The 19,551-nt window shown below is 63.0% G+C and carries 23 protein-coding genes; 16 read left to right on the plus strand and 7 right to left on the minus strand.

Annotation, left to right across the window (positions count from 1 at the left end; genetic code table 11):
• The first annotated feature begins 106 nt into the window (after positions 1-106).
• Positions 107-1,078 (plus strand): glycosyl transferase family 90, encoded by a 972-nt coding sequence (locus LB553_RS00070; protein WP_224509125.1) that lies wholly within the window; start codon positions 107-109, stop codon positions 1,076-1,078.
• A gap of 5 nt (positions 1,079-1,083) precedes the next feature.
• Here LB553_RS00070 and LB553_RS00075 read toward each other — a convergent pair whose 3' ends face one another.
• A complete protein-coding gene (locus tag LB553_RS00075) occupies positions 1,084-2,127 on the minus strand; it encodes an aldo/keto reductase (RefSeq protein WP_224509128.1) in 1,044 nt (347 codons plus the stop codon).
• Between the two features lie 262 nt (positions 2,128-2,389).
• Here LB553_RS00075 and ppk2 point away from each other — a divergent pair, with 262 nt between their 5' ends.
• Positions 2,390-3,310, plus strand: coding sequence for a polyphosphate kinase 2 (gene ppk2 / locus LB553_RS00080; protein WP_224509131.1), 921 nt, complete (start codon positions 2,390-2,392; stop codon positions 3,308-3,310).
• A gap of 186 nt (positions 3,311-3,496) precedes the next feature.
• Here the strand turns inward: ppk2 and LB553_RS00085 are convergent, their stop codons facing one another.
• From LB553_RS00085 to LB553_RS00105, 5 genes are all read right to left on the minus strand, one after another.
• On the minus strand, positions 3,497-4,141 hold the full coding sequence (locus LB553_RS00085) for a dihydrofolate reductase family protein (RefSeq protein WP_224509134.1): 645 nt from the start codon (positions 4,139-4,141) through the stop codon (positions 3,497-3,499).
• Between the two features lie 95 nt (positions 4,142-4,236).
• Positions 4,237-4,584, minus strand: a complete 348-nt coding sequence (locus LB553_RS00090; RefSeq protein ID WP_224509137.1) for a DUF86 domain-containing protein — start codon at positions 4,582-4,584, stop codon at positions 4,237-4,239.
• The gene (locus LB553_RS00095; RefSeq protein ID WP_224509139.1) at positions 4,584-4,880 is read right to left on the minus strand and encodes a nucleotidyltransferase family protein; all 297 of its coding nucleotides are present in this window, start codon (positions 4,878-4,880) and stop codon (positions 4,584-4,586) included. Before LB553_RS00095 ends, LB553_RS00090 begins: the two co-directional genes overlap by 1 nt.
• A 49-nt stretch (positions 4,881-4,929) precedes the next feature.
• A complete protein-coding gene (gene hemB, locus LB553_RS00100; RefSeq protein ID WP_224509141.1) occupies positions 4,930-5,961 on the minus strand; it encodes a porphobilinogen synthase in 1,032 nt (343 codons plus the stop codon).
• A 223-nt stretch (positions 5,962-6,184) separates the two neighbouring features.
• On the minus strand, positions 6,185-6,997 hold the full coding sequence (locus LB553_RS00105) for a DUF2066 domain-containing protein (protein ID WP_224509144.1): 813 nt from the start codon (positions 6,995-6,997) through the stop codon (positions 6,185-6,187).
• 161 nt (positions 6,998-7,158) lie between these two features.
• Here LB553_RS00105 and LB553_RS00110 point away from each other — a divergent pair, with 161 nt between their 5' ends.
• From LB553_RS00110 to LB553_RS00125, 4 genes are all read left to right on the plus strand, one after another.
• Positions 7,159-8,202: an enoyl-CoA hydratase/isomerase family protein gene (locus tag LB553_RS00110; protein ID WP_224509147.1), complete on the plus strand. Its 1,044-nt coding sequence runs from the start codon at positions 7,159-7,161 to the stop codon at positions 8,200-8,202.
• The gene (locus LB553_RS00115; protein ID WP_224509151.1) at positions 8,199-8,621 is read left to right on the plus strand and encodes a DUF6163 family protein; all 423 of its coding nucleotides are present in this window, start codon (positions 8,199-8,201) and stop codon (positions 8,619-8,621) included. The genes LB553_RS00110 and LB553_RS00115 overlap by 4 nt, the downstream gene beginning before the upstream one ends.
• A gap of 301 nt (positions 8,622-8,922) precedes the next feature.
• Entirely contained in the window at positions 8,923-9,438 is a 516-nt protein-coding gene (gene ldtR / locus LB553_RS00120) for a transcriptional regulator LdtR (RefSeq protein WP_040983294.1), read from the plus strand.
• Positions 9,439-9,912: 474 nt separating this feature from the next.
• A complete protein-coding gene (locus LB553_RS00125; RefSeq protein WP_224509154.1) occupies positions 9,913-11,166 on the plus strand; it encodes a L,D-transpeptidase family protein in 1,254 nt (417 codons plus the stop codon).
• A 71-nt stretch (positions 11,167-11,237) separates the two neighbouring features.
• Here LB553_RS00125 and LB553_RS00130 read toward each other — a convergent pair whose 3' ends face one another.
• Positions 11,238-11,429 (minus strand): hypothetical protein, encoded by a 192-nt coding sequence (locus tag LB553_RS00130; RefSeq protein WP_224509157.1) that lies wholly within the window; start codon positions 11,427-11,429, stop codon positions 11,238-11,240.
• Positions 11,430-11,518: 89 nt separating this feature from the next.
• On the opposite strand from LB553_RS00130, the gene glyA reads away from it, so the two are divergent.
• The 10 genes from glyA to LB553_RS00180 all read left to right on the plus strand — a co-directional run bounded on the left by glyA (position 11,519) and on the right by LB553_RS00180 (position 19,481).
• Positions 11,519-12,832, plus strand: a complete 1,314-nt coding sequence (gene glyA, locus LB553_RS00135; protein ID WP_224509160.1) for a serine hydroxymethyltransferase — start codon at positions 11,519-11,521, stop codon at positions 12,830-12,832.
• A 106-nt stretch (positions 12,833-12,938) separates the two neighbouring features.
• A complete protein-coding gene (locus tag LB553_RS00140) occupies positions 12,939-13,526 on the plus strand; it encodes a hypothetical protein (protein WP_412033170.1) in 588 nt (195 codons plus the stop codon).
• A 143-nt stretch (positions 13,527-13,669) separates the two neighbouring features.
• Positions 13,670-14,149 carry a transcriptional regulator NrdR gene (nrdR, locus tag LB553_RS00145; RefSeq protein WP_224509166.1) on the plus strand — a complete coding sequence of 160 codons (480 nt, stop codon included), beginning with the start codon at positions 13,670-13,672 and terminating at the stop codon, positions 14,147-14,149.
• A 2-nt stretch (positions 14,150-14,151) separates the two neighbouring features.
• Positions 14,152-15,279: a bifunctional diaminohydroxyphosphoribosylaminopyrimidine deaminase/5-amino-6-(5-phosphoribosylamino)uracil reductase RibD gene (ribD, locus tag LB553_RS00150; protein WP_224509169.1), complete on the plus strand. Its 1,128-nt coding sequence runs from the start codon at positions 14,152-14,154 to the stop codon at positions 15,277-15,279.
• A 61-nt stretch (positions 15,280-15,340) separates the two neighbouring features.
• Positions 15,341-15,958 (plus strand): riboflavin synthase, encoded by a 618-nt coding sequence (locus LB553_RS00155; RefSeq protein WP_224509172.1) that lies wholly within the window; start codon positions 15,341-15,343, stop codon positions 15,956-15,958.
• A complete protein-coding gene (locus LB553_RS00160; RefSeq protein WP_224509175.1) occupies positions 15,958-16,119 on the plus strand; it encodes a hypothetical protein in 162 nt (53 codons plus the stop codon). Before LB553_RS00155 ends, LB553_RS00160 begins: the two co-directional genes overlap by 1 nt.
• 85 nt (positions 16,120-16,204) lie before the next feature.
• Complete coding sequence (locus LB553_RS00165) at positions 16,205-16,699, plus strand: 6,7-dimethyl-8-ribityllumazine synthase (RefSeq protein WP_224509178.1); 495 nt, start codon at positions 16,205-16,207, stop codon at positions 16,697-16,699.
• On the plus strand, positions 16,696-17,190 hold the full coding sequence (gene nusB / locus LB553_RS00170) for a transcription antitermination factor NusB (RefSeq protein ID WP_095767684.1): 495 nt from the start codon (positions 16,696-16,698) through the stop codon (positions 17,188-17,190). The genes LB553_RS00165 and nusB overlap by 4 nt, the downstream gene beginning before the upstream one ends.
• Positions 17,187-18,410, plus strand: coding sequence for an MFS transporter (locus LB553_RS00175; RefSeq protein WP_224509181.1), 1,224 nt, complete (start codon positions 17,187-17,189; stop codon positions 18,408-18,410). The genes nusB and LB553_RS00175 overlap by 4 nt, the downstream gene beginning before the upstream one ends.
• 159 nt (positions 18,411-18,569) lie before the next feature.
• The gene (locus LB553_RS00180; protein WP_224509186.1) at positions 18,570-19,481 is read left to right on the plus strand and encodes an ABC transporter substrate-binding protein; all 912 of its coding nucleotides are present in this window, start codon (positions 18,570-18,572) and stop codon (positions 19,479-19,481) included.
• The last annotated feature ends 70 nt before the right edge of the window (positions 19,482-19,551 follow it).

Below are 19,551 nucleotides of genomic sequence, written 5' to 3' on the forward strand. Positions count from 1 at the left end.
GTGGCCAATCGCATTAGCAGGCTTGCAACATGGCCGGGAGAATGCTGTAGGAGACGAGGGGGATGAAGGCCGACTACATTGACCATCTTGCTGAACTCCCGGACGCATGGCCACACTCTCTCGAACCGCCGCAAAGCTGTTCTACTACGCGCGCAATTTCGCGCGTGACCGCGCACCGCAATCGCTGTTTCGCGGCCGTCTGGCCAGCCGGCTCGAGCAAGCCAGGCTTTCAGGCAAGACGGTTCGCGAGCGACTGAACTATTACAACAAGCTGGAAGAGCCGTTCGTGCCCAGTCCGGACGCCATAGCCATCGGCAAGCTGCCGACCTCTTCCAGCATGTATTATTACGACCTCAAGGAATTCGCCCGCTATTTCGATCCCAGCCTGCTGATCGATTTCGAGTTCGGCGACGTCGTCGGCGTTCCCGAGCTCCCGAGGATCGTCAAGAACCGGCCCATCGGCGACGACAATGCCAACGGCGTGCTGATGAAGCTGAATAAGTTTCGTCACTTTTACATGCCGCCCGACGAGCTGTCTTTTGCCGACAAGAGCCCAATGGTGGTCTGGCGCGGTCATCTCAACAATCCGCTTCGCACCCGCTTCGTGGAACAGGCCGCCAACCTGCCGATTTGCGATGCGGGTTCCCACAGGGCCGACGCGCCGGACGGATACCGCAAGCCGTACCTGAACATCGAGCAGCAGCGGCGCTGTCGCTACATCGTCTCGCTGGAGGGCAATGATGTCGCGACGAATCTGAAATGGATCATGAACTCCAATTCGCTCTGCCTGATGCCGGAACCGACCTACGAAACCTGGTTTGCGGAAGCCCAGGTCGAGCCCAACGTTCACTATGTGCCGCTGCAGCCGGATTTCTCCGACCTGGTCGACAAGGTAGCCTATTTCGAAAAACACCCCGCCGAGGCGGGGCGGATAACCGCCGCCGCCAACGACTATTGCCGCAAATTCGGCAATGAGCAGGACGAGCAGGCGATCTCGCTGCTCGTCCTCTATAAATATTTCGTGCTGAGCGGGCAGATTAAGCCCGACCCGGAAGTCTGGCGCTTTATCGCCGGCTGAGCGTTTTAAGCGTGAGAGCGGTCGAGCACCTTGTCGGCAGGCCCGAAACGGTCCCTGGCCGTCAACTGCTGATGCCAATAGGGATAAAGCACCGGCGGCCGGCTGACCTCATCGAGGCGCTGCCGTTCTTCCTCGGAGAGCGACAGGCTGGCCGCGGCGAGATTGTCCTTGAGCTGCGCCTCGTTCCGGGCGCCGATCACCAGCGAGCTTACAGCCGGACGGCCGAGCAGCCAGGCAAGCGCCACCTGCGCCCCTGAAACGCCGCGTGCCTTGCCGATGTCAGAGAGCACGTCGACGATGCGCCACAGGCGGTCCGCGTCGCGGATCGGCGGTTCCGTCCAGCCGCCGATCTGGCGCGCGGTCGGGCTGTCGCGATGGTATTTGCCGGAGAGCAGTCCGCCCGCCAGCGGGCTCCAGACCAGCACGCCGACGCCTTGGTCGACCGAGATCGGCAGCAATTCGTATTCGGCTTCACGCGCTTCCAACGTGTAGTGGATCTGCTGGGTGACGAACCGGGTCTGATGGCGGTTGTCGCTGACAGCAAGCGCCTTCATCACCTGCCAGCCCGACCAGTTGGAGCAGCCGATGTAACGGATCTTGCCCTGGTTGACCAAGGTGTCGAGCGCCGCGATCGTCTCCTCGACCGGGGTGAGCCCGGCCCATTGATGGACGAAATAGACGTCGATGACATCGGTCCTGAGCCGTTTCAGGCTTTTTTCGCATTCGCGGATGAGATGGTGACGCGACAGGCCCTCGTCATTCGGGCCGCTGCCTATGCGCATGCGCGCCTTGGACGCGATCAGCACATCGTTCTTGCGCTTGCCGCCAAGCGCCTCGCCGATGATCTCTTCCGACAATCCATTGGAATAGACGTTTGCGGTGTCGATGAGGTTGATGCCGGCATCGATGCAGGTGTCGATGATGCGCCTGGCCTCCGCGAGGTCGGAATTGCCGACGGCGGCGAACGGACCGGCGCCGCCGAAGGTCATGGTGCCAAGCGTCAATGTCGAGACTTTCAAGCCGGATTGGCCGAGCGTGCGGTATTCCATGTCGGTCCTCGCAATTTGTTTGAAGAAGCGCCGTGGCGAGCGCCGGAAAGAGGCAAGGGGATTTGTAGGACAATTCCCGCCGCTTGTCGCCCCGCTATCGATACGGGTCGATCACATATCTGCTATATCGACTTCGCTGCCGGTCGATTGCAATAAAACCGTCATTGCGCCTCTGTATCTCAGTCGGCTTAAGGAATGTCCGTTCGGCGCCGGCGCGGCATTCCGAAGCGATGATGGCTGACAGGCAGGACGGAGTTGCGCGATGAATGAATTGAAACCGAATTCCGGGGCGAAGGACTGGCTCGAAGCCGAACTCGAGGACACGCTCGACGAAGACTATGAGCTGGAGATTTCCGAACCGGCGCTCTCGCTCGAAATCGCCAAGATCTACAAGAAGTCGCATCCGCCTTCCATGGAGCGCATGACCTATTTCCGCGAGCTGCTCAGGCTGCAGTCGGAACTGATCAAGCTGCAGTCCTGGGTCGCCTACCACAAGAAGAAGCTGGTGGTGATCTTCGAGGGCCGTGACTCCGCCGGCAAGGGCGGCGTCATCAAGCGCATCACGCAGCGGCTCAACCCGCGCATCGCCCGCGTCGTGGCGTTGCCGGCGCCGACCGAGCGCGAGAAATCGCAATGGTATTTCCAGCGCTACGTGCCGCATCTGCCGGCAGGCGGCGAGATCGTGCTGTTCGACCGCTCCTGGTACAACCGCTCCGGCGTCGAGCGCGTGATGGGCTTTGCGGATGCCGATCAGGTCGAGGAGTTCTTCCGCGACGTGCCGGAATTCGAGCGCATGCTGGTTCGCTCCGGCATCACCCTGGTGAAATACTGGTTCTCGATCACCGACGAGGAGCAGCAGATGCGCTTCCTGATGCGCATCCATGATCCGATGAAGCAGTGGAAGCTCTCGCCCATGGACCTGCAGTCGCGCGTGCGCTGGGAGCAGTACACCAAGGCCAAGGAAGAGACCTTCGCCCGCACCAACATTCCGGAAGCCCCCTGGTTCATCGTCGAGGGCAACGACAAGAAGCGGGCGCGGCTGAACTGCATCGACCATCTGTTGCAGCAGATTCCCTATGAGGAGGTCCCGCACGAGGACATCACGCTGCCGGAACGTGTCTTCAACCCGGAATATGAGCGCCAGGTCCTGCCGCGCGAACTCTACGTGCCGGAGAAGTATTGAGCTCTGCTTCCTTCTCCCCGTTCCACGGGGAGAAGGTGCCCGAAGGGCGGATGAGGGGCGGCGCCAGCATTGGCGATTGAGCCTCGACCAGTCGCGCTTATCGCCAATCTCCAGCAGATAGCGCTGCCCCTCATTGCCCTGCCGGGTTATTTCTCCCCGTATAGTGACGGGGAGAAAGAGCTGTGCTTAAGCCCGTCCAACCATCACATGCGTCGCATCGGAGGTCGCCACCTGTTCCGTGCACTGGTATCCCAGCTTCAGCATGTCGAGCCCGGCGAACAGATGCTCGCCAGAGCCGAGCAGAACCGGCGAGATCGCCAGATGCATCTCGTCGATCAAGCTCTCCTGTAGATACTGCCGGACGGTCGAAACGCCGCCGCCGACCCGCACATCCTTGCCGCCAGCCGCTGCCTTCGCCTGTTCGAGCGCCGAATGGATGCCGTCGGTGACGAAATAGAAAATCGTGCCGCCTTCCATCTCGATCGGCGCGCGCTTGTGATGCGTCAGAATAAAGGTCGGCACGTGGTAGGGCGGGTTGGCGCCCCACCAGCCTTTCCAGCCGTCGTCCGGCCATTCGCCGCGGCTAGGCGCGAACATGTTGCGGCCGAGGATCCAGGCGCCGACATTCTCAAAGCTGCGCACGGCAAACTCGTTATCTGTATCCGTGGTCCCGCCATCCTTGCCGATCATCTGGTGGAAGGAGCGGGTCTTGATCATCCATTTGTGCAGATTTTCGCCACCGACGCCGAGCGGATGTTCAAGGGTCTGATCAGGACCGGCGCCGTAACCATCGAGCGACAGGGTGAAAGCATTGACACGCAGCTTGGACATGCTGCCTCCTCATCTGATTGCAATTTGCAAGCGGTTATGGCCTAGCCTGGCCGATTGCAGAATGCAAGCGGCATTTTCCAGCCATACTTGCGAATCTATTGGTCGGCAGCCTCAAGAATGCGTTCAACGGCAACGCGTAGTGCCGGCAAGTTGTCTGTCACGACAGCCCAGACGATAGCATCGGAGGTCTTATGATATTCATGACGCAAAATGTTGCCTATGCCGCGGACCTGCTTCCATGGGATTTCTGGAGCAAGAGCCGTCAGGTCGTCTGGGAGGTGCCGCGTCGCCTCGGAAATGATCTCGATTCCTCGCTCGACGCCGTGGCGCAGCAGCCAGTCACCACGGAAATCTTCCAATGTCTTGCCGGCTGTGGCGTTAGCAATGCCATCCAGAGCCGCAATGATCTCTGCGAGGATCGGCTTGATCCGACGTGGTGCCATCAAAATACGCGCACCGCCGATCGTTCGATATCTGCCTTCAGCATTGGATGAAGGCTGTCCCTTGTGGTGATGTCGATTTCGGTCGACATCTTCTCTTCCAGAAATTGTTTGATGCCGACGAGATCGATCAAGGAAAAACGCCGCGACGGATCATAGTCTATGAAAAGATCAAGATCGCTGTCCGAATGCGCATCGCCGCGCGCGGCCGACCCGAACAGATAAAGCGATACCGCGCCCATGCCCCTGATGGCATCTGCGTTCTTCCGCAACTGTTCGATGACTTCATTCCTGCTCATGGGTGCATCCTAACGAATCCCGCTAGAATTCCAAAATCGCGAAGCGAATCTAGCCCTTCAGCATCTGCGCCACGACCGGCGCAAAATAGGTCAGCACGCCGTCGCAGCCGGCTCGCTTCAGCGCAAGCAGCGATTCCAGCATCGCCTTTTCGCCGTCGATCCAGCCATTGGCGGCTGCTGCCTTGATCATCGAATATTCGCCCGACACCTGATAGGCGAAGGTCGGCATCTGCAGCTCGTCCTTCAGCCGGCGGATGATGTCGAGATAGGGCAGGCCGGGCTTCACCATCAGCATGTCGGCGCCTTCGGCGAGGTCCTGCTCGGCCTCGCGCACCGCTTCGTCCGAATTGGCGTGGTCGATGTAATAGGTCTTCTTGTCGCCCTTGAGCAGGCCGGCGGTGCCGACCGCCTCGCGATAGGGGCCGTAGAAGGCCGAGGCGAACTTTGTCGCATAGGACATGATCGCGACGTCCTGGAAACCGTTGGCGTCGAGCGCGTCGCGAATGGCGCCGATGCGGCCGTCCATCATGTCCGACGGCGCGATGATGTCGGCGCCGGCGGCGGCCTGGATGACGGCCGCGGCGGCGACCTGCTCCACCGTCTCGTCATTGACGACGATGCCGTCGCGCAGGATGCCGTCATGGCCGTGGCTGGTGAAGGGATCGAGCGCGGCATCGGTAATGATGCCGATCTCGGGCACCGCATCCTTGATGGCGCGTGTGGCGCGGTTGATGACATTGTCGGGGTCGAGGATGTGCGATCCCGTCTGGTCGCGCAGCGCAAGCTCGACATTGGGGAAGGTGGCTATGGCCGGGATGCCCAGCTTGGCCGCGCGCTCGGCTTCCTTCACCGCGAGGTCGACGGACAGGCGACAGACATCCGGCATCGCGGCGATCGGTTCGCGCGTGTTCTTGCCGTCGATGACGAAGATCGGCCAGATCAGGTCGTTCACCGATAGCTGGTTCTCCTGCACCAGCCGGCGTGACCAGTCGGCCTTGCGCATGCGCCGCAGCCGCCGGCTGCCGGTGATCTCGTCGACGCTGCGCGCGCCGGCAGGCTTTGCGGGGGTGAATCTGTTCATCGCCGAAACTCTCTTTTGCGCCGGCTTTTACCACGCGTCTCCGCCGCTGACCAATGCGACACGATTGTGCCAGCGTCGAAGCGCGAGTTCCTCGCCCCCGCCAAAGGCGGGGGGAGAGGTGGCCGCGAAGCGGACGGAGAGGGGGCCTTCGCAGGGCGCTCCCCCTCTCCGTCTCGCCTTCGCCGAGCCGCCTCTCCCCATTTCATGGGGCGAGGAAATGCTGTCAGGGTTGCCCGTGCCCCGACAGGATCTGCGCAGCGCCCCTGATCGCCACACGGAACGCCTCGTCGAAGCTGACGCCGCGCGCCTGCCAGCGATAGGTCTTGCCGCGATCGGCCAGCCGCCAGTCGGCGATCCAGCCAAGGTCCTTGTCGCTCCACACGATGCTGCCGGCGAGCGCCCGGGCCGCTCCCGCTTTTTTCGCAAGCTTGTCGAGTTTTGCCATATCGGCTTCGGAGAGCGCCTTTTCATCCAGGCCGCCAAGCTGCCCGGCCTTTGGAAAGGTGACGCGCATCAGCAGCGGACCGGCAGCATTGGCGAAGGATTCGCGCATCGCGTCGCCGCGCTGCTCGTCCTGCGTCAGCACGAAATGCCGCGAGCCCTGCTCGGCGGTCATGAAGACTGCGATCGGCGGCCGTTCGCCGAGCCAGGGCCTGCTGCCGAGCTGCGCCAGGAGCTTGTCGACAACGGCCGGCTTGTAGATGCAAGTCAGATCGTGCGGCCTGTCATGCGTGCCTTGCTCGTCATGGATCGGGGTGCCTTCGAGCCGGTCGTGATAGCGGAAGGACTGGACGAAGTCGGCCGCCTTGTCGCGCAGCGCCAGCATCTCCGCCTTCTGCGTCAGCCGCTGGTCGCCCGACACCTTGACCAGGACCTTGTCAAGACAATCCTTGAAGCCGATCTGCCGGTTTACCTCGCCGGTGCCGGTGACGATCGTTTGCGCCTGGTAGAGCTCGGCGATTGTCGCGGCGCGGAGGGGCAGTCCCAGACACAGGAGACCGAGCAATCCAACCACGAAGCGGGAAATTCCAGGCATGTCGATCTGCTCGAAACCGGTCGGGCGCGGGCACAGTGCTTTGCCGGTTACCTAACATCTGGCGTGGCCGCCCGCCAGCGCAAGAACCGCCGCCATTGACGCCTCCGCATGCCGCCTTTAGCACTTCTCTCCCCCGGCGGACGGAGAGAGATTTCCTGGTGATGGATTTTGGCGGAGGCGACGAGATCCGCTTCGAGCGGCTGGGTAGAGCGGGCGTGGTCAGGTTGACCCGGCCGAAGGCGCTCAATGCCGTCACGCACAACATGATCAAGGCGCTCGGCAAGGCCCTGGATGCCTGGGAACAGGATCCGGGCATCGGGGTCGTCGTCGTCAAGGCCGAGGGCAGGGCGTTCTCCGCCGGCGGCGATATCCTGCACATCTACGAGGCCGGCCGGGCCGGCAAGCCGCCCGTCGACTTTTTCGCCGACGAGTATCGGCTCAACGCCCGCATCGCGCGCTTCAAGAAACCCTATGTCGCGATGATCGACGGCATCGTCATGGGCGGCGGCGTCGGCATCTCTTTCCACGGCTCGCATCGAGTGCTGACCGAGAACGCGCAGTTTGCCATGCCGGAGGTCGGCATCGGCTTCTTTCCCGATGTCGGCGCCAGCCATTTTCTGCCGGATCTGGGCGGCTCTTTCGGCATGTATCTCGGACTGACGGGAAACCGCATCCGCTATGGCGACGCGCTGTGGTCGGGGCTCGCCACCCATACCATCAAGGCCGAGGACCAGGCGGGCCTGCTTGACGAATTGGCGACGAGCGGCGACGCCAATGCGGAGCTGCGCGATTTCTTCGTGCCGGCCAGACGCGAGACCGACCGCCAGGACCTGGAGGCGATCGCGCGCCATTTTTCGCAAAGCTCGCTCGCGGGCGTTATCGACAGTCTGGAGCGAGCGGAGGCCGACGATGCATTTGCCGCAAAGACGCTGGCGACGCTGAAGACCCGCTCGCCGACCAGCCTCCACGTCGCCTGGCGCCAGATCAGCGCAGGATCGACGCTGTCGATGGACGAATGCATGAAGATGGAGTTCCGCATCCTCAACCGCATGCTGGCCGGCCATGATTTCTACGAAGGCATCCGTGCCGCCATCATCGATAAGGGGGCCACACCCGCGTGGCGGCCGGCCCGGCTGGATGAGGTTCGAGAGGCCGATATCGACGCTTATTTCGCGCCGCTCGGAGATGAGGAGCTCGCCCTGTGAGCGAGGTCACCTCCAGGCGCGTGGTGCTGCAACCCTCGACCACTGAGGTCATCTTCGCATGGTTCCAGCGCGTCATCGCCGGCTACTGCCTTTTGTTCGGCATTCTCTACTGGATCCGCCTGATCGGCATCTATCCGGGTGAGCTGTGGCGCTTCGACCTGATGCCGGTGCACTGGCAGGTGGCGGCGGCCATGCTCGCGGTGTTTTTTCCTTTCGCAGCCGCCGGCCTCTGGATGCTGGCGTCCTGGGGGCCGGTGATTTGGTTCATTTGCGCGGCGACCGAGACGGTGATGTATGCCGGCTTCCCCAATCTCTTCGGCCACCGCCTGCTGATCGTGATCTCCCACGCCTGCGTGGCCTTGCTCTACATCGTCTTTCGCGTCACCATCTGGCTGCAGAAGCGCCGGCTCCGCCAGTGAGCATGATGCCGAAAAAGTGTGAAGCGGTTTTCGGATGACATCATGCTCCCACCCATAAAGCCGGCCGGGGCTGGCCTTCAGGGCCGGTTTCGCAGCCCGTTTTCACTGCAAATCCGTTGGCTAAATCTTTAGGTTAATTGTTCTTGCTCGGGTGACCGATCGTTAAGCGTCTTCTGAAACCTCTTACCGGTAAGCTCTTGTTAGCCCTGGCGTTTAAGTCGAATTTTATGAGTATTCGATAGTGTCGCGATCAAGGTGAAAAACAAAAAATCACCAAGGCGACAAACGAGAGGCAAAGACAATGATCAATTCGCGTCCGGCGGCGAAGACCGCAAACGTATCCGACGATCGCCGCGAGGCTATCCGCTCGCTTTACATGGAATCGCTGCAGCTGGTGGAGCGTCTGCACCGCCGCCTGCTTGACGTGATCAAGGACGAGTTCGACCGCAACGGCCGTTCCGACATCAACGCCATACAGGCGCTGCTGCTCTTCAACATCGGCAACTCCGAGCTGACCGCTGGCGAGCTGCGCTCGCGTGGCTACTATCTCGGCTCGAACGTCTCCTACAATCTGAAGAAGCTGGTCGACCTCGGCTTCATCAATCACCAGCGCTCGCGCATCGACCGCCGTTCGGTCCGCGTCTCGCTGACGCCGAAGGGCAACGAGGTGGCCGACGTCGTCGCCGGCCTCTACGAGCGCCATGTCGGCTCGATCGAGGCGGTCGGCGGCATCAACACCGACGAGTTCAAGCAGATGAACCGCGCGCTGCAGCGCCTCGATCGCTTCTGGAACGACACGATCGCTTACCGGATGTAAGCACTTCGGAATTGGGACGGGAAGCCGCGCCGAAGAAGCACGGCCCGGGGAAAGAATATGGGCCGGCGCCGAGGCGCGCCGGTCCTTTTCTTTTTCGACGGCGGGCATCTGCGGGAGTTTGACCGTCGCTCCGCGCGCATTGAAGTTTCGCGCCTGACGGGGAGGGCGCGGAGTTCACAAGACGCGGCGATGTCGCTGCGATGCAAAAAAGCATCGCTGCTTTTCCTTCACTTCACCGCCGTATGCAAATCGCGGGCCAAGGCCACGTTGCCGCCATAATCACGGGCAATGCGAATTGCGGGTGATGAGGGCCTGTACCCTGCGCTCCTTGGAACCTGCGTTGCGGCGGCGCGTTTCCGGCGGCCGACCGATGCGGGTCATGGTTGGCGAATTGTTAAGTTTGCCACCCCTAGAGTGCGGACAAGCCGCCCGGCAAGCGATAGAGCGAGAGCGATCAAACAAAGAATGTCTGCGATGAGAACCAGCCGCCGTTTCTTCCTTACCGGAGCCTCCGCGCTTGCCGCCGCAGTGGTCGCCGGCCAAGCGAGCGCCCAGGACGTGATCGGGGACATCCTGAAATCCTCGACGCGCGGCAACTGGGACGACCAGTTCGACGCCCGCGGCACCGACACCAATAAGGTCGCCTCGACGTTGCCGATCTTCAGCCTGCAGACGGTCGCCTTCACCGAGCAGGCGGTGGCGCAGTACCAGAACATCGTCTCCCAGGGCGGCTGGGAGCAGGTTCCGGCGACCAAGAAATTGCAGCTCGGCGACGACGATCCGGATGTCGTGCCGTTGCGCAAGCGCCTGATGGTCTCGGGCGACCTGCCGCAGAGCGCCGGCATTTCGACGGCCTTCGATTCCTATGTCGACTCGGCGGTCAAGCGTTTCCAGCTCCGTCACGGCCTGCCGGCCGACGGCGCCATGGGCAAATACACCTACGCCGCCATGAACGTGTCGGCGCAGGTCCGGCTCGGCCAGTTGCAGACCAACCTGCAGCGTCTGAAGGAAAAGGCCGGTACGCTGGGCGACCGCTACGTGCTGGTCGACATTCCGGGCGCGCAGGTCGAAGCGGTTGAGAACGATCGCGTCGTGCTGCGCCACACGGCGATCGTCGGCAAGATCGACCGCCAGACGCCGATCGTGAACTCGAAGATCAACGAGATCATCGTCAATCCATACTGGAATGCGCCGGTCTCGATCGTGCGCAAGGACATCATTCCGCTGATGCGGAAGGACCCGAACTACCTCAAGGACAGCCACATCCGCCTGTTCGCGCCGGACGGCAGCGAGGTGGATCCAATGACCATCGACTGGTCGACGGACGATGCCGCGAAATACCGTTTCCGCCAGGATCCCGGCAGCAACAACGCGATGGCCTCGGTAAAGATCAACTTCCCGAGCCCGGACGGCGTCTATATGCACGACACGCCGCAGCAAAGCCTGTTCGGCAAGCTGATGCGCTTCGATTCCTCCGGCTGCGTGCGCGTCCAGAACGTGCGCGACCTCGTCACCTGGATTCTGCGCGACACGCCCGGCTGGGACCGCCAGCATTTCGAGGCGGCGATCAAGACCGGCGAGAACACGCCGATCAATGTGGTCAACCCGGTGCCGGTTCACTTCCTCTATCTGTCGGCGTGGTCGACCGCCCCGGGCGTCGTGCAGTTCCGCGACGACATCTACGGCCTCGACGGCGCCAGCGAGCTGCAGATCAGCTCCGCCCTTTAAGCATCCGATCCAAGAAGAAAAAGGCCGCTCTCGTAGCGGTCTTTTTTGTTCAGGCCAGCCGCGGGTTTGAATCAGGGATCGAACTCGGCTTCAGGCTGGCGGGCATCGAGGCCGAGCGCGCCGAACAGCAGGCCATGCTTCGTCGTGGCGAAAGCAACGACCACACGGCGCGCAAGCTGTTCACCGAGATCACCTTCTCCGAAGCGATCCTCACGGGCCGCGAACCGCCGGGTGTGGTTGTCTTGGCGCAAACCGGCCAGCAAATTTCGCGCCGCAAACGTGGCGGCACGAAAACAACTGTGTTAATGGCGCGGCCACCTCGCAGACCTCCGGCCCCAAGGGAAAGCAAGCCATGTCAAATGCAGCGGCAGCCTCCGCCAAATTCGAATCTTTCTTCGAGACCACGCTTGCCGACGCCGATCCGGAAATCTTCGGCGCCATCCGCAACGAACTCGGTCGCCAGCGCCATGAGATCGAGCTGATCGCTTCCGAAAATATCGTGTCACGCGCCGTGCTCGAAGCGCAGGGCTCGATCATGACCAACAAATATGCCGAGGGCTATCCGGGTAAGCGCTACTATGGCGGCTGCCAGTTTGTCGACGTGGCCGAGGAACTGGCCATCGAGCGCGCGAAGAAGCTGTTCGGCTGCAACTTCGCCAATGTCCAGCCGAATTCCGGCAGCCAGATGAACCAGGCGGTGTTCCTGGCGCTGCTGCAGCCCGGCGATACCTTCATGGGCCTCGACCTGAATTCCGGCGGCCACCTCACCCACGGTTCCCCGGTCAATATGAGCGGCAAGTGGTTCAAGGTCATCTCCTACGGCGTGCGCAAGGACGATCACCTGCTCGACATGGACGCGATCGAGAAGACCGCGCATGAGACGAAGCCGAAGCTGATCCTGGCCGGCGGCACCGCTTATTCGCGTATCTGGGACTGGAAGCGCTTCCGCGAGATCGCCGATTCGATCGGCGCCTACCTCATGGTCGATATGGCGCATATCGCCGGACTCGTCGCCGGCGGCATACATCCGTCGCCGCTGCCCCACGCCCATGTCGTGACCACGACGACCCACAAGTCGCTGCGCGGCCCGCGCGGCGGCATGATCCTGTGCAACGACGAGGAGATCGCCAAGAAGATGAACTCGGCGGTGTTCCCGGGCCTGCAGGGAGGTCCGCTGATGCATGTCATCGCCGCCAAGGCAGTGGCGCTCGGCGAGGCGCTGAAGCCGAGCTTCAAGGCGTATGCCGAAAGCATCGTCGCCAACGCCAAGGCGCTGGCCTCCAGCCTGCAGGAGACGGGCCTCGATATCGTCTCGGGCGGCACCGACAACCATTTGATGCTGGTCGACCTGCGTCCGAAGAATGCCACCGGCAAGCGTGCTGAGGCGGCTCTCGGCCGCGCCAACATCACCTGCAACAAGAACGGCATCCCGTTCGATCCGGAAAAGCCGTTCGTCACCTCGGGCGTGCGCCTCGGCACTCCGGCCGGCACCACGCGCGGCTTCGGACAGGCTGAATTCCGCGAGATCGGCAAGCTGATCGCCGAGGTGCTGGACGGTCTCAAGGTGGCGAATTCCGACGACGGCAATGCTGCGGTCGAGGCCGCGGTGAAGGCCAAGGTCACGGCGCTGACCGATCGCTTCCCGCTTTACCCTTACCTCGGTTGATCCTTCTGCCGGCTGCCCGCCCTCGGTTGACCGGGCGCCGCGCGTCATCTTTTATCCTGCGCTTGCGCCGCTCCTCTGGGCGGCGCGGCTTTTTGGAGATCCGATGATGCGTACTTCCCGTCTCGCCGCGGCTTTGCTTGGCTCGCTTGCCGCCTTCGCCCCCTCCGCCGTGATGGCCCAGGACGAAACGAAGCCGGATGCTGATTTGCCCGCCACCAATACTTTCGGCAGGTGGACCACCATCATCGATACGCTCGATACCGGGCAGGACGCGCACAAGACCTGCGCCGCCTCGACCGCGTTCCTCGACGGCAACGGGAATGCGGGCTCTCTGACGCTTTCGATCTCGACCGGCGACGCGCTGCCACCGGATGCATATCCGACCATCATGTTCATTATCGACAACAAGACCCTGCCGACCGGCAACAAGATCGCCGCGACCTTCGGCGACCCCGGTGTGAAGGTCGCCGCGACGGTCACCTCCAACGCGGCCGCCGGTGGTCGCCCCAGCTGGATGGTCGACAACCAGGCCAAGACCAGCCTTGCCTTGCTGCGCGCCATGCGCAAAGTCACCTCGCTCGATGTGGTCTTCGGCAAGCAGGCCGTCGCCAGCATCCCGATGGAAGGCTTCACCAAGGCCTATCGCAATCTCGGCACGTCCTGCGGGTTTTCGACCAAGGACGTCGCGCCCTGACGCTTGTTGGCCGGCCGGGCAGGGTGCTGGCAATCTTGCTCGCGCCTCGCTATCTCTGAGGTGCGAAAAGGTCTTTCCTTTGCCAAGACGGCAAAAGGCACTAAGCCTTCCGCCATCTGAGAATCGCGAACCCAAGGCTCTCCATGCGCTGTCCTTATTGCCAGTCCGAAGATACGCAGGTGAAGGATTCGCGTCCCGCCGAGGATGGTGCGGCGATCCGCCGGCGGCGGGTGTGCCCTGATTGCGGCGGCCGCTTCACCACCTTCGAGCGCGTGCAGTTGCGCGACCTCGTCGTCATCAAGAAGTCCGGCCGCAAGGTGCCTTTCGACCGTGACAAGCTGCTGCGCTCCGTCGAGATCGCCGTGCGCAAGCGCAATGTCGACCCCGAGCGCATCGACCGCGCCGTCACCGGCATTGTGCGCCAGCTCGAAAGCTCGGGCGAAACCGAAATCGCTTCAGGCGAGGTCGGCCGGCTGGTCATGGAGGCGCTGAAGTCGCTGGATGACGTCGCCTATGTCCGCTTCGCCTCGGTTTATCGCAATTTCCGCGAGGCCAGGGATTTTCACGAGCTGCTTGGCGAACTGAAGGGCGACGAGGAAAAAAGCGAAGAGGGCGCCGGCTGATCATGGCGGGACCGCAACTGGACGAGGCCGCGCAGGCGGCCCTTGATAGCCGTTTCATGGCCGCGGCCATCAGGCTGTCGCGCCGCAATGCCGGCCGCACTTCGACCAACCCTTCTGTCGGCACCATCATCGTACGCGACGACGGCGCCGGCCCGATGATCGTCGGCACCGGCGTGACGGCCGTGGGTGGCCGCCCGCATGCCGAGACCGAGGCGCTGGCCGAAGCCGGCGAGCTCGCGCGCGGTGCGACGGCTTACGTTACTCTGGAGCCTTGCGCCCATCACGGCCGCACGCCGCCCTGCGCCAACGCGCTTGTCAATGCCGGCATCGCGCGCGTCGTCGGTGCGGCCAGCGATCCGGATCCGCGCGTCTCCGGCAAGGGCTACGCCATCCTGCGCGCGGCCGGTGTCGAGGTGGTTGAGAAAGTTCTGGCCGCCGAGGCCGCCGAGCAGATGGCCGGCTATCTGACTCGTTCTCTGAAAAAACGCCCGGAAGTGACTCTGAAGCTTGCGCTTTCGAGCGACGGAAAGATCGGCCGCAAAGGCGCCGGCCAGGTTTCCATCACCGGCGAGATCGCGCGGCGCGATGTCTATCTGATGCGCGCCGAGGCCGACGCCATCCTGATCGGCATCGGCACCGCGCTGGAGGACGATCCGGCGCTGACCGTGCGCCTGCCCGGACTGGAGAACCGTTCGCCGGCGCGCATCGTCCTCGATCGCCAGATCCGGTTGCCGGAGACGTCGAAGCTGGTCTCGGGCGTCGACCGCGTGCCGCTCTATGTCGCTGCTTGCCCAGAGGCCGATGCGCACCGGCGGGCGTCGCTCGAACGCGCAGGCGTGCACTTCATCGGCACGGAAACCTATGAAAGCGAGATAGCCTTGCCGGAGTTGCTGGAGGATCTGGCGGCACTCGGCATGGCGAGCGTTTTGGTCGAAGGCGGCGCCAGGGTGGCCAAGGCCTTCCTCGAGGAAGATCTTGTCGATCGCATTGTCCTCTTCCAAGGCCCGGACCCCATTGGGGAGGACGGCATTGCATCGCCCATAGGCGCCGACCACATCCCGGCTGGATTTCGCAAGCTGCGTGACATGCGCTTCGGCGAGGACAGTTACGCCGAGTGGGTAAGACCATGAGCCCAAAAAGTGGGAACCGGTTTTTGGATAAGATCACGGTCGAGACGAAAGGCGCTCTCTGATGTTTACGGGAATTGTGACTGATGTCGGTACGGTTGCGAGCGTGAAGCCGCTCGCCGAAGGCATCGGCCTGCGCATCGACACCGCCTACGACCCCGAGACCATTGCGATCGGTGCTTCGATCTCCTGCGGCGGCGTCTGCCTCACCGTCACGGCGCTGCCCGAGCATGGCTCGAACGCGCGCTGGTTCGAGGTCGAGGCCTGGGAGGAGGCGCTCAGGCTGACCACTGCGTCGAGTTGGAAATCCGGCACCCGGATCAATCTGGAACGGGCACTGAAGATCGGCGATGAGCTCGGCGGCCACATCGTTTCCGGCCATATCGACGGCACCGCCGAGATCGTCGAGCGCAAGGAGGAGGGCGATGCCGTGCGCTTCACGCTCGAAGCGCCGCGCCATCTGGCGAAGTTCATCGCGCCGAAAGGGTCGGTGGCCCTCGATGGCACCTCGCTTACCGTCAACAAGGTCGAAGGCACCCGCTTCGACGTGCTTCTCATCCATCATTCGCTGAGCGTCACCACCTGGGGCGAGCGCCAGGCCGGCGACCGCGTCAACATCGAGATCGACACCATGGCGCGTTACGCAGCGCGCCTGGCGGAGGCAGCGAAAGAGGGGCTTTGATGAATCCCAAAGGAGCTGAAGAGACCGTCGAGCGCCGGCAGATGACTCTCGACGCGTTGGCGGATGTCGATGCCGGCAGAGTGATAAAACACCGGGAAGTCGAGGCTTGGGTCAAAAGCCTGGTGGATCGCGCGGATCTCGCAACGCGTCGGCCTGAATAAGTCACAGAACGTCGCGCCGCAGCATCTTCCGCTTGCGGTCAACACGGCTTCGGCCTAAGTCACCGGCAACCCCCCGGAGACTTTTATGGCTGGCACATCCCAACACGGCAAAGCGTTCATTCGCCCGAAGGCGAAGGCGCATCTGCTCATTGTCGAAGCGCGCTTTCACGACGATCTCGCCGACGCGCTGCTCGACGGCGCGACCGGCGCGCTCGAGGAGGCCGGCGCCACCTATGACGTCGTCACGGTTCCCGGCTCGCTCGAAATACCGGCCGTCATCACCTTCGCGCTCGATGGAGCGGCCGAAGGCGGCACGCATTATGACGGTTTTGTTGCGCTCGGCACCGTCGTCCGTGGTGACACCTATCATTTCGACATCGTCGCCAATGAATCGAGCCGTGCGCTGATGGACCTTTCGGTGCAGGAGGCGATCGCGATCGGCAACGGCATCCTGACGACCGAGAACGACGCGCAGGCATGGGCGCGCGCGCGGAAGACGGAAGGCGACAAGGGCGGCTTCGCGGCGCGCGCGGCGCTGACCATGATCGCGCTTAAAGAGAAATTCGGAGCCCAATCGTGACCGATCCCGCCTCGACCGGTGCGGTGCGCCACGCCAACAAGCGCGGTGCCGCCCGTCTTGCCGCCGTCCAGGCGCTCTATCAGATGGATGTGGCCGGCAGCGGCGTCTTCGAGATCACGGCCGAATACGAAGCCTTCCGCCTCGGCAAGGAAGTCGACGGCGCGCTCTATCGCGAGGCCGACGCGCAATGGTTCCGCGCCATCCTGACCGGCGTCGTCGAAAACCAGAAGACCATCGATCCCGTCATCCGCCAGGCGCTCACCGAGGACTGGCCGCTGTCGCGGCTGGATTCGACGCTGCGCGCCATCCTGCGCGCTGGCGTCTATGAATTGATGAAGCGCGAGGACGTGCCGGTGGCCGTGATCGTCTCCGAATATGTCGACATCGCCAAGGCATTTTACGAGGAAGACGAGCCGAAGCTGGTGAACGCAGTGCTGGATCGCGTCTCGCGCCGGGTTCGCGGCGAGGGACGCGGCAAGGACGCTTCGTGACGATCGCAACGGCCGCGGTCGCCGAGACCGGCAGGGAAGGGCGTCGCACGGCCGTGCTGCTTGCCGCAGCGCAGGCGATCGTCGGTTCGGCCGCGCCGATCGCCATTTCCCTCGGCGCGCTCGCCGGGCAATATCTGCTCGGCCCAGACAAGTCGCTCGCGACGGCGCCGGTCACCGGTTTCAATATCGGCGTGGCGCTGGGAGCCTTGCCGGCCGCTTCCATCATCCGCCGGCTCGGCCATCGCGGCGGCTTCATGACAGGCACTGTCGTCACCGCGCTTGGTGGCCTGGTCGCGACGCTTGCGCTCTTCCAGGCAAGCTTCTGGCTATTCGCCTTCGGCCTCTGCGTCATTGGCGTCGGCGGCGCTTTCGTCCAGCAGTTCCGCTTCGCGGCCGCCGACAATGCGCCGCCGGAGTTCAAGGCGCGCGCCATCTCCTTCGTGCTGGCCGGCGGCATCATCACCGCAATTCTCGGGCCGCAGATCGTCATCTACACGCGCGAATGGCTGGCCCCGGTGATGTTCGCGGGATCCTTCGCCTCGATCCTGCCGTTGGCGGCGGCTGGCGCGCTCATCCTGTCGTTCCTGCGGGTTTCCGCACATGCGAACGCCGTGACCGAAGCCGCCACAAGCGATGCCCGCCCGCTGATCGAGATCGTCACCCAGCCGCGCTTTGTCGCCGCGTTGTTCTGCACCGTCGGCAGCTACGCGCTGATGAGCTTCGTCATGACCGGCGCGCCGCTCGCGATGGTCGGCTGCGGCTTGTCGGAGGACAATGCCACGCTTGGCATTTCCTGGCATGTCATGGCTATGTTCGGACCGAGCTTCTTCACCGGTACGCTGATCCATCGCTTCGGCGCCGAGCGCATCGTCGCCACTGGCCTTGTCCTATTGATCGGCTGCGGCGCCGTGGCGCTTTCCGGCCTGGCGCTGTGGCAGTTCTGGACAGCGCTGATCCTGCTCGGGCTCGGCTGGAATTTCGCTTTCATCGGCGCAACCGCAATGGTCGCCGCCAGCTACCGGCCTTCCGAGAAGAGCAAGGTCCAGGGTTTCCACGACTTTGCCCTGTTCGGCTCCGTCGCCTTTGCCTCGCTGATGTCGGGCGCGATCTACAACGCCTGGGGCTGGACCATGCTGAACTGGATCGTCTTCCCGGTCGTGGCGCTCTGCTTCCTGGCGCTCGGGACGTTGGAGCTGACGGGCTTGCGCACCGCCAACTGACATTACGCTGTCGGGACTGCCTGCCGCGCTTCCCTGGCGCGGGGAACAAAGATATTGCGCTGATCCCCTCAGTTATGAAACCGTATACCCCGACTGGCCGTCATGGCCATGCTCACATGCGCCCTCCCGATACTCGGTTCACAGCAAGGGATTTTCACAATGTTTTCAATCCGAAAGCTCGCCGTAGCAGCGATCGCGCTCGGCATTGCCACGGCCTCGGCAAGTGCCCAGGTGGTCGTCTCCTCGAAGATCGATACCGAGGGTGGGGTGCTGGGCAACATCATCCAGCTGGTCCTCAACGCCAACAACATCAAGACGACCGACCGCATCCAGCTCGGCGCGACCCCAGTGGTGCGCAAGGCGATCACCGCCGGCGAGATCGACATCTATCCCGAATACACCGGCAATGCCGCCTTCTTCTTCCAAAAGGCCGACGATCCGGTCTGGAAGGATGCCGCCAAGGCTTACGAAACCGCCAAGAAACTCGACTATGACGCGAACAAAATCGTCTGGCTGTCGCCATCGCCGGCCAACAACACCTGGGCGATCGCGCTGCGCAAGGAAGTGGCCGACGAGAACAAGCTCGTCACCCTGACGGACTTCGGCAAATATGTCACCGGCGGTGGCAAGGTGGTGCTTGCGGCTTCCGCCGAGTTCGTCAATTCGGCGGCGGCCCTTCCGGCCTTCCAGACCACCTATGGCTTCAAGTTGAAGCCCGACCAGCTGATTACGCTTTCCGGCGGCGACACCGCGGCGACCATCGCGGCAGCCGCCAACCAGACGAACGGAGCCAACGCCGCCATGGTCTATGGTACCGATGGCGGCATCCAGCCCTCCGGCCTCGTCGCGCTCGAAGACGACAAGAACGTGCAGCCCGTCTACCAGCCCGCGCCGATCATCCGCGAGAAGGTGCTGAAGGAACATCCCGAGATCGAGACGCTGCTGAAGCCGGTCTTCGCCAAGCTCGACCTTGCCACGCTGCAGCAGCTCAACGGCCGCGTGCAACTAGGTGGTGAGCCTGCCAAGGGCGTGGCGGAGGATTTCCTCAAGAAGAACGGTTTCTTGAAGTAGATCGCAGCACAAGTGCGGGTTGGACAGGTGCGGCCTGTAGATTGGATGTCGCGTAGGCTTTCGCCAATCT

The organism is Mesorhizobium sp. CA8 (assembly GCF_020164955.1).
In the GTDB taxonomy this organism is placed as follows: domain Bacteria; phylum Pseudomonadota; class Alphaproteobacteria; order Rhizobiales; family Rhizobiaceae; genus Mesorhizobium.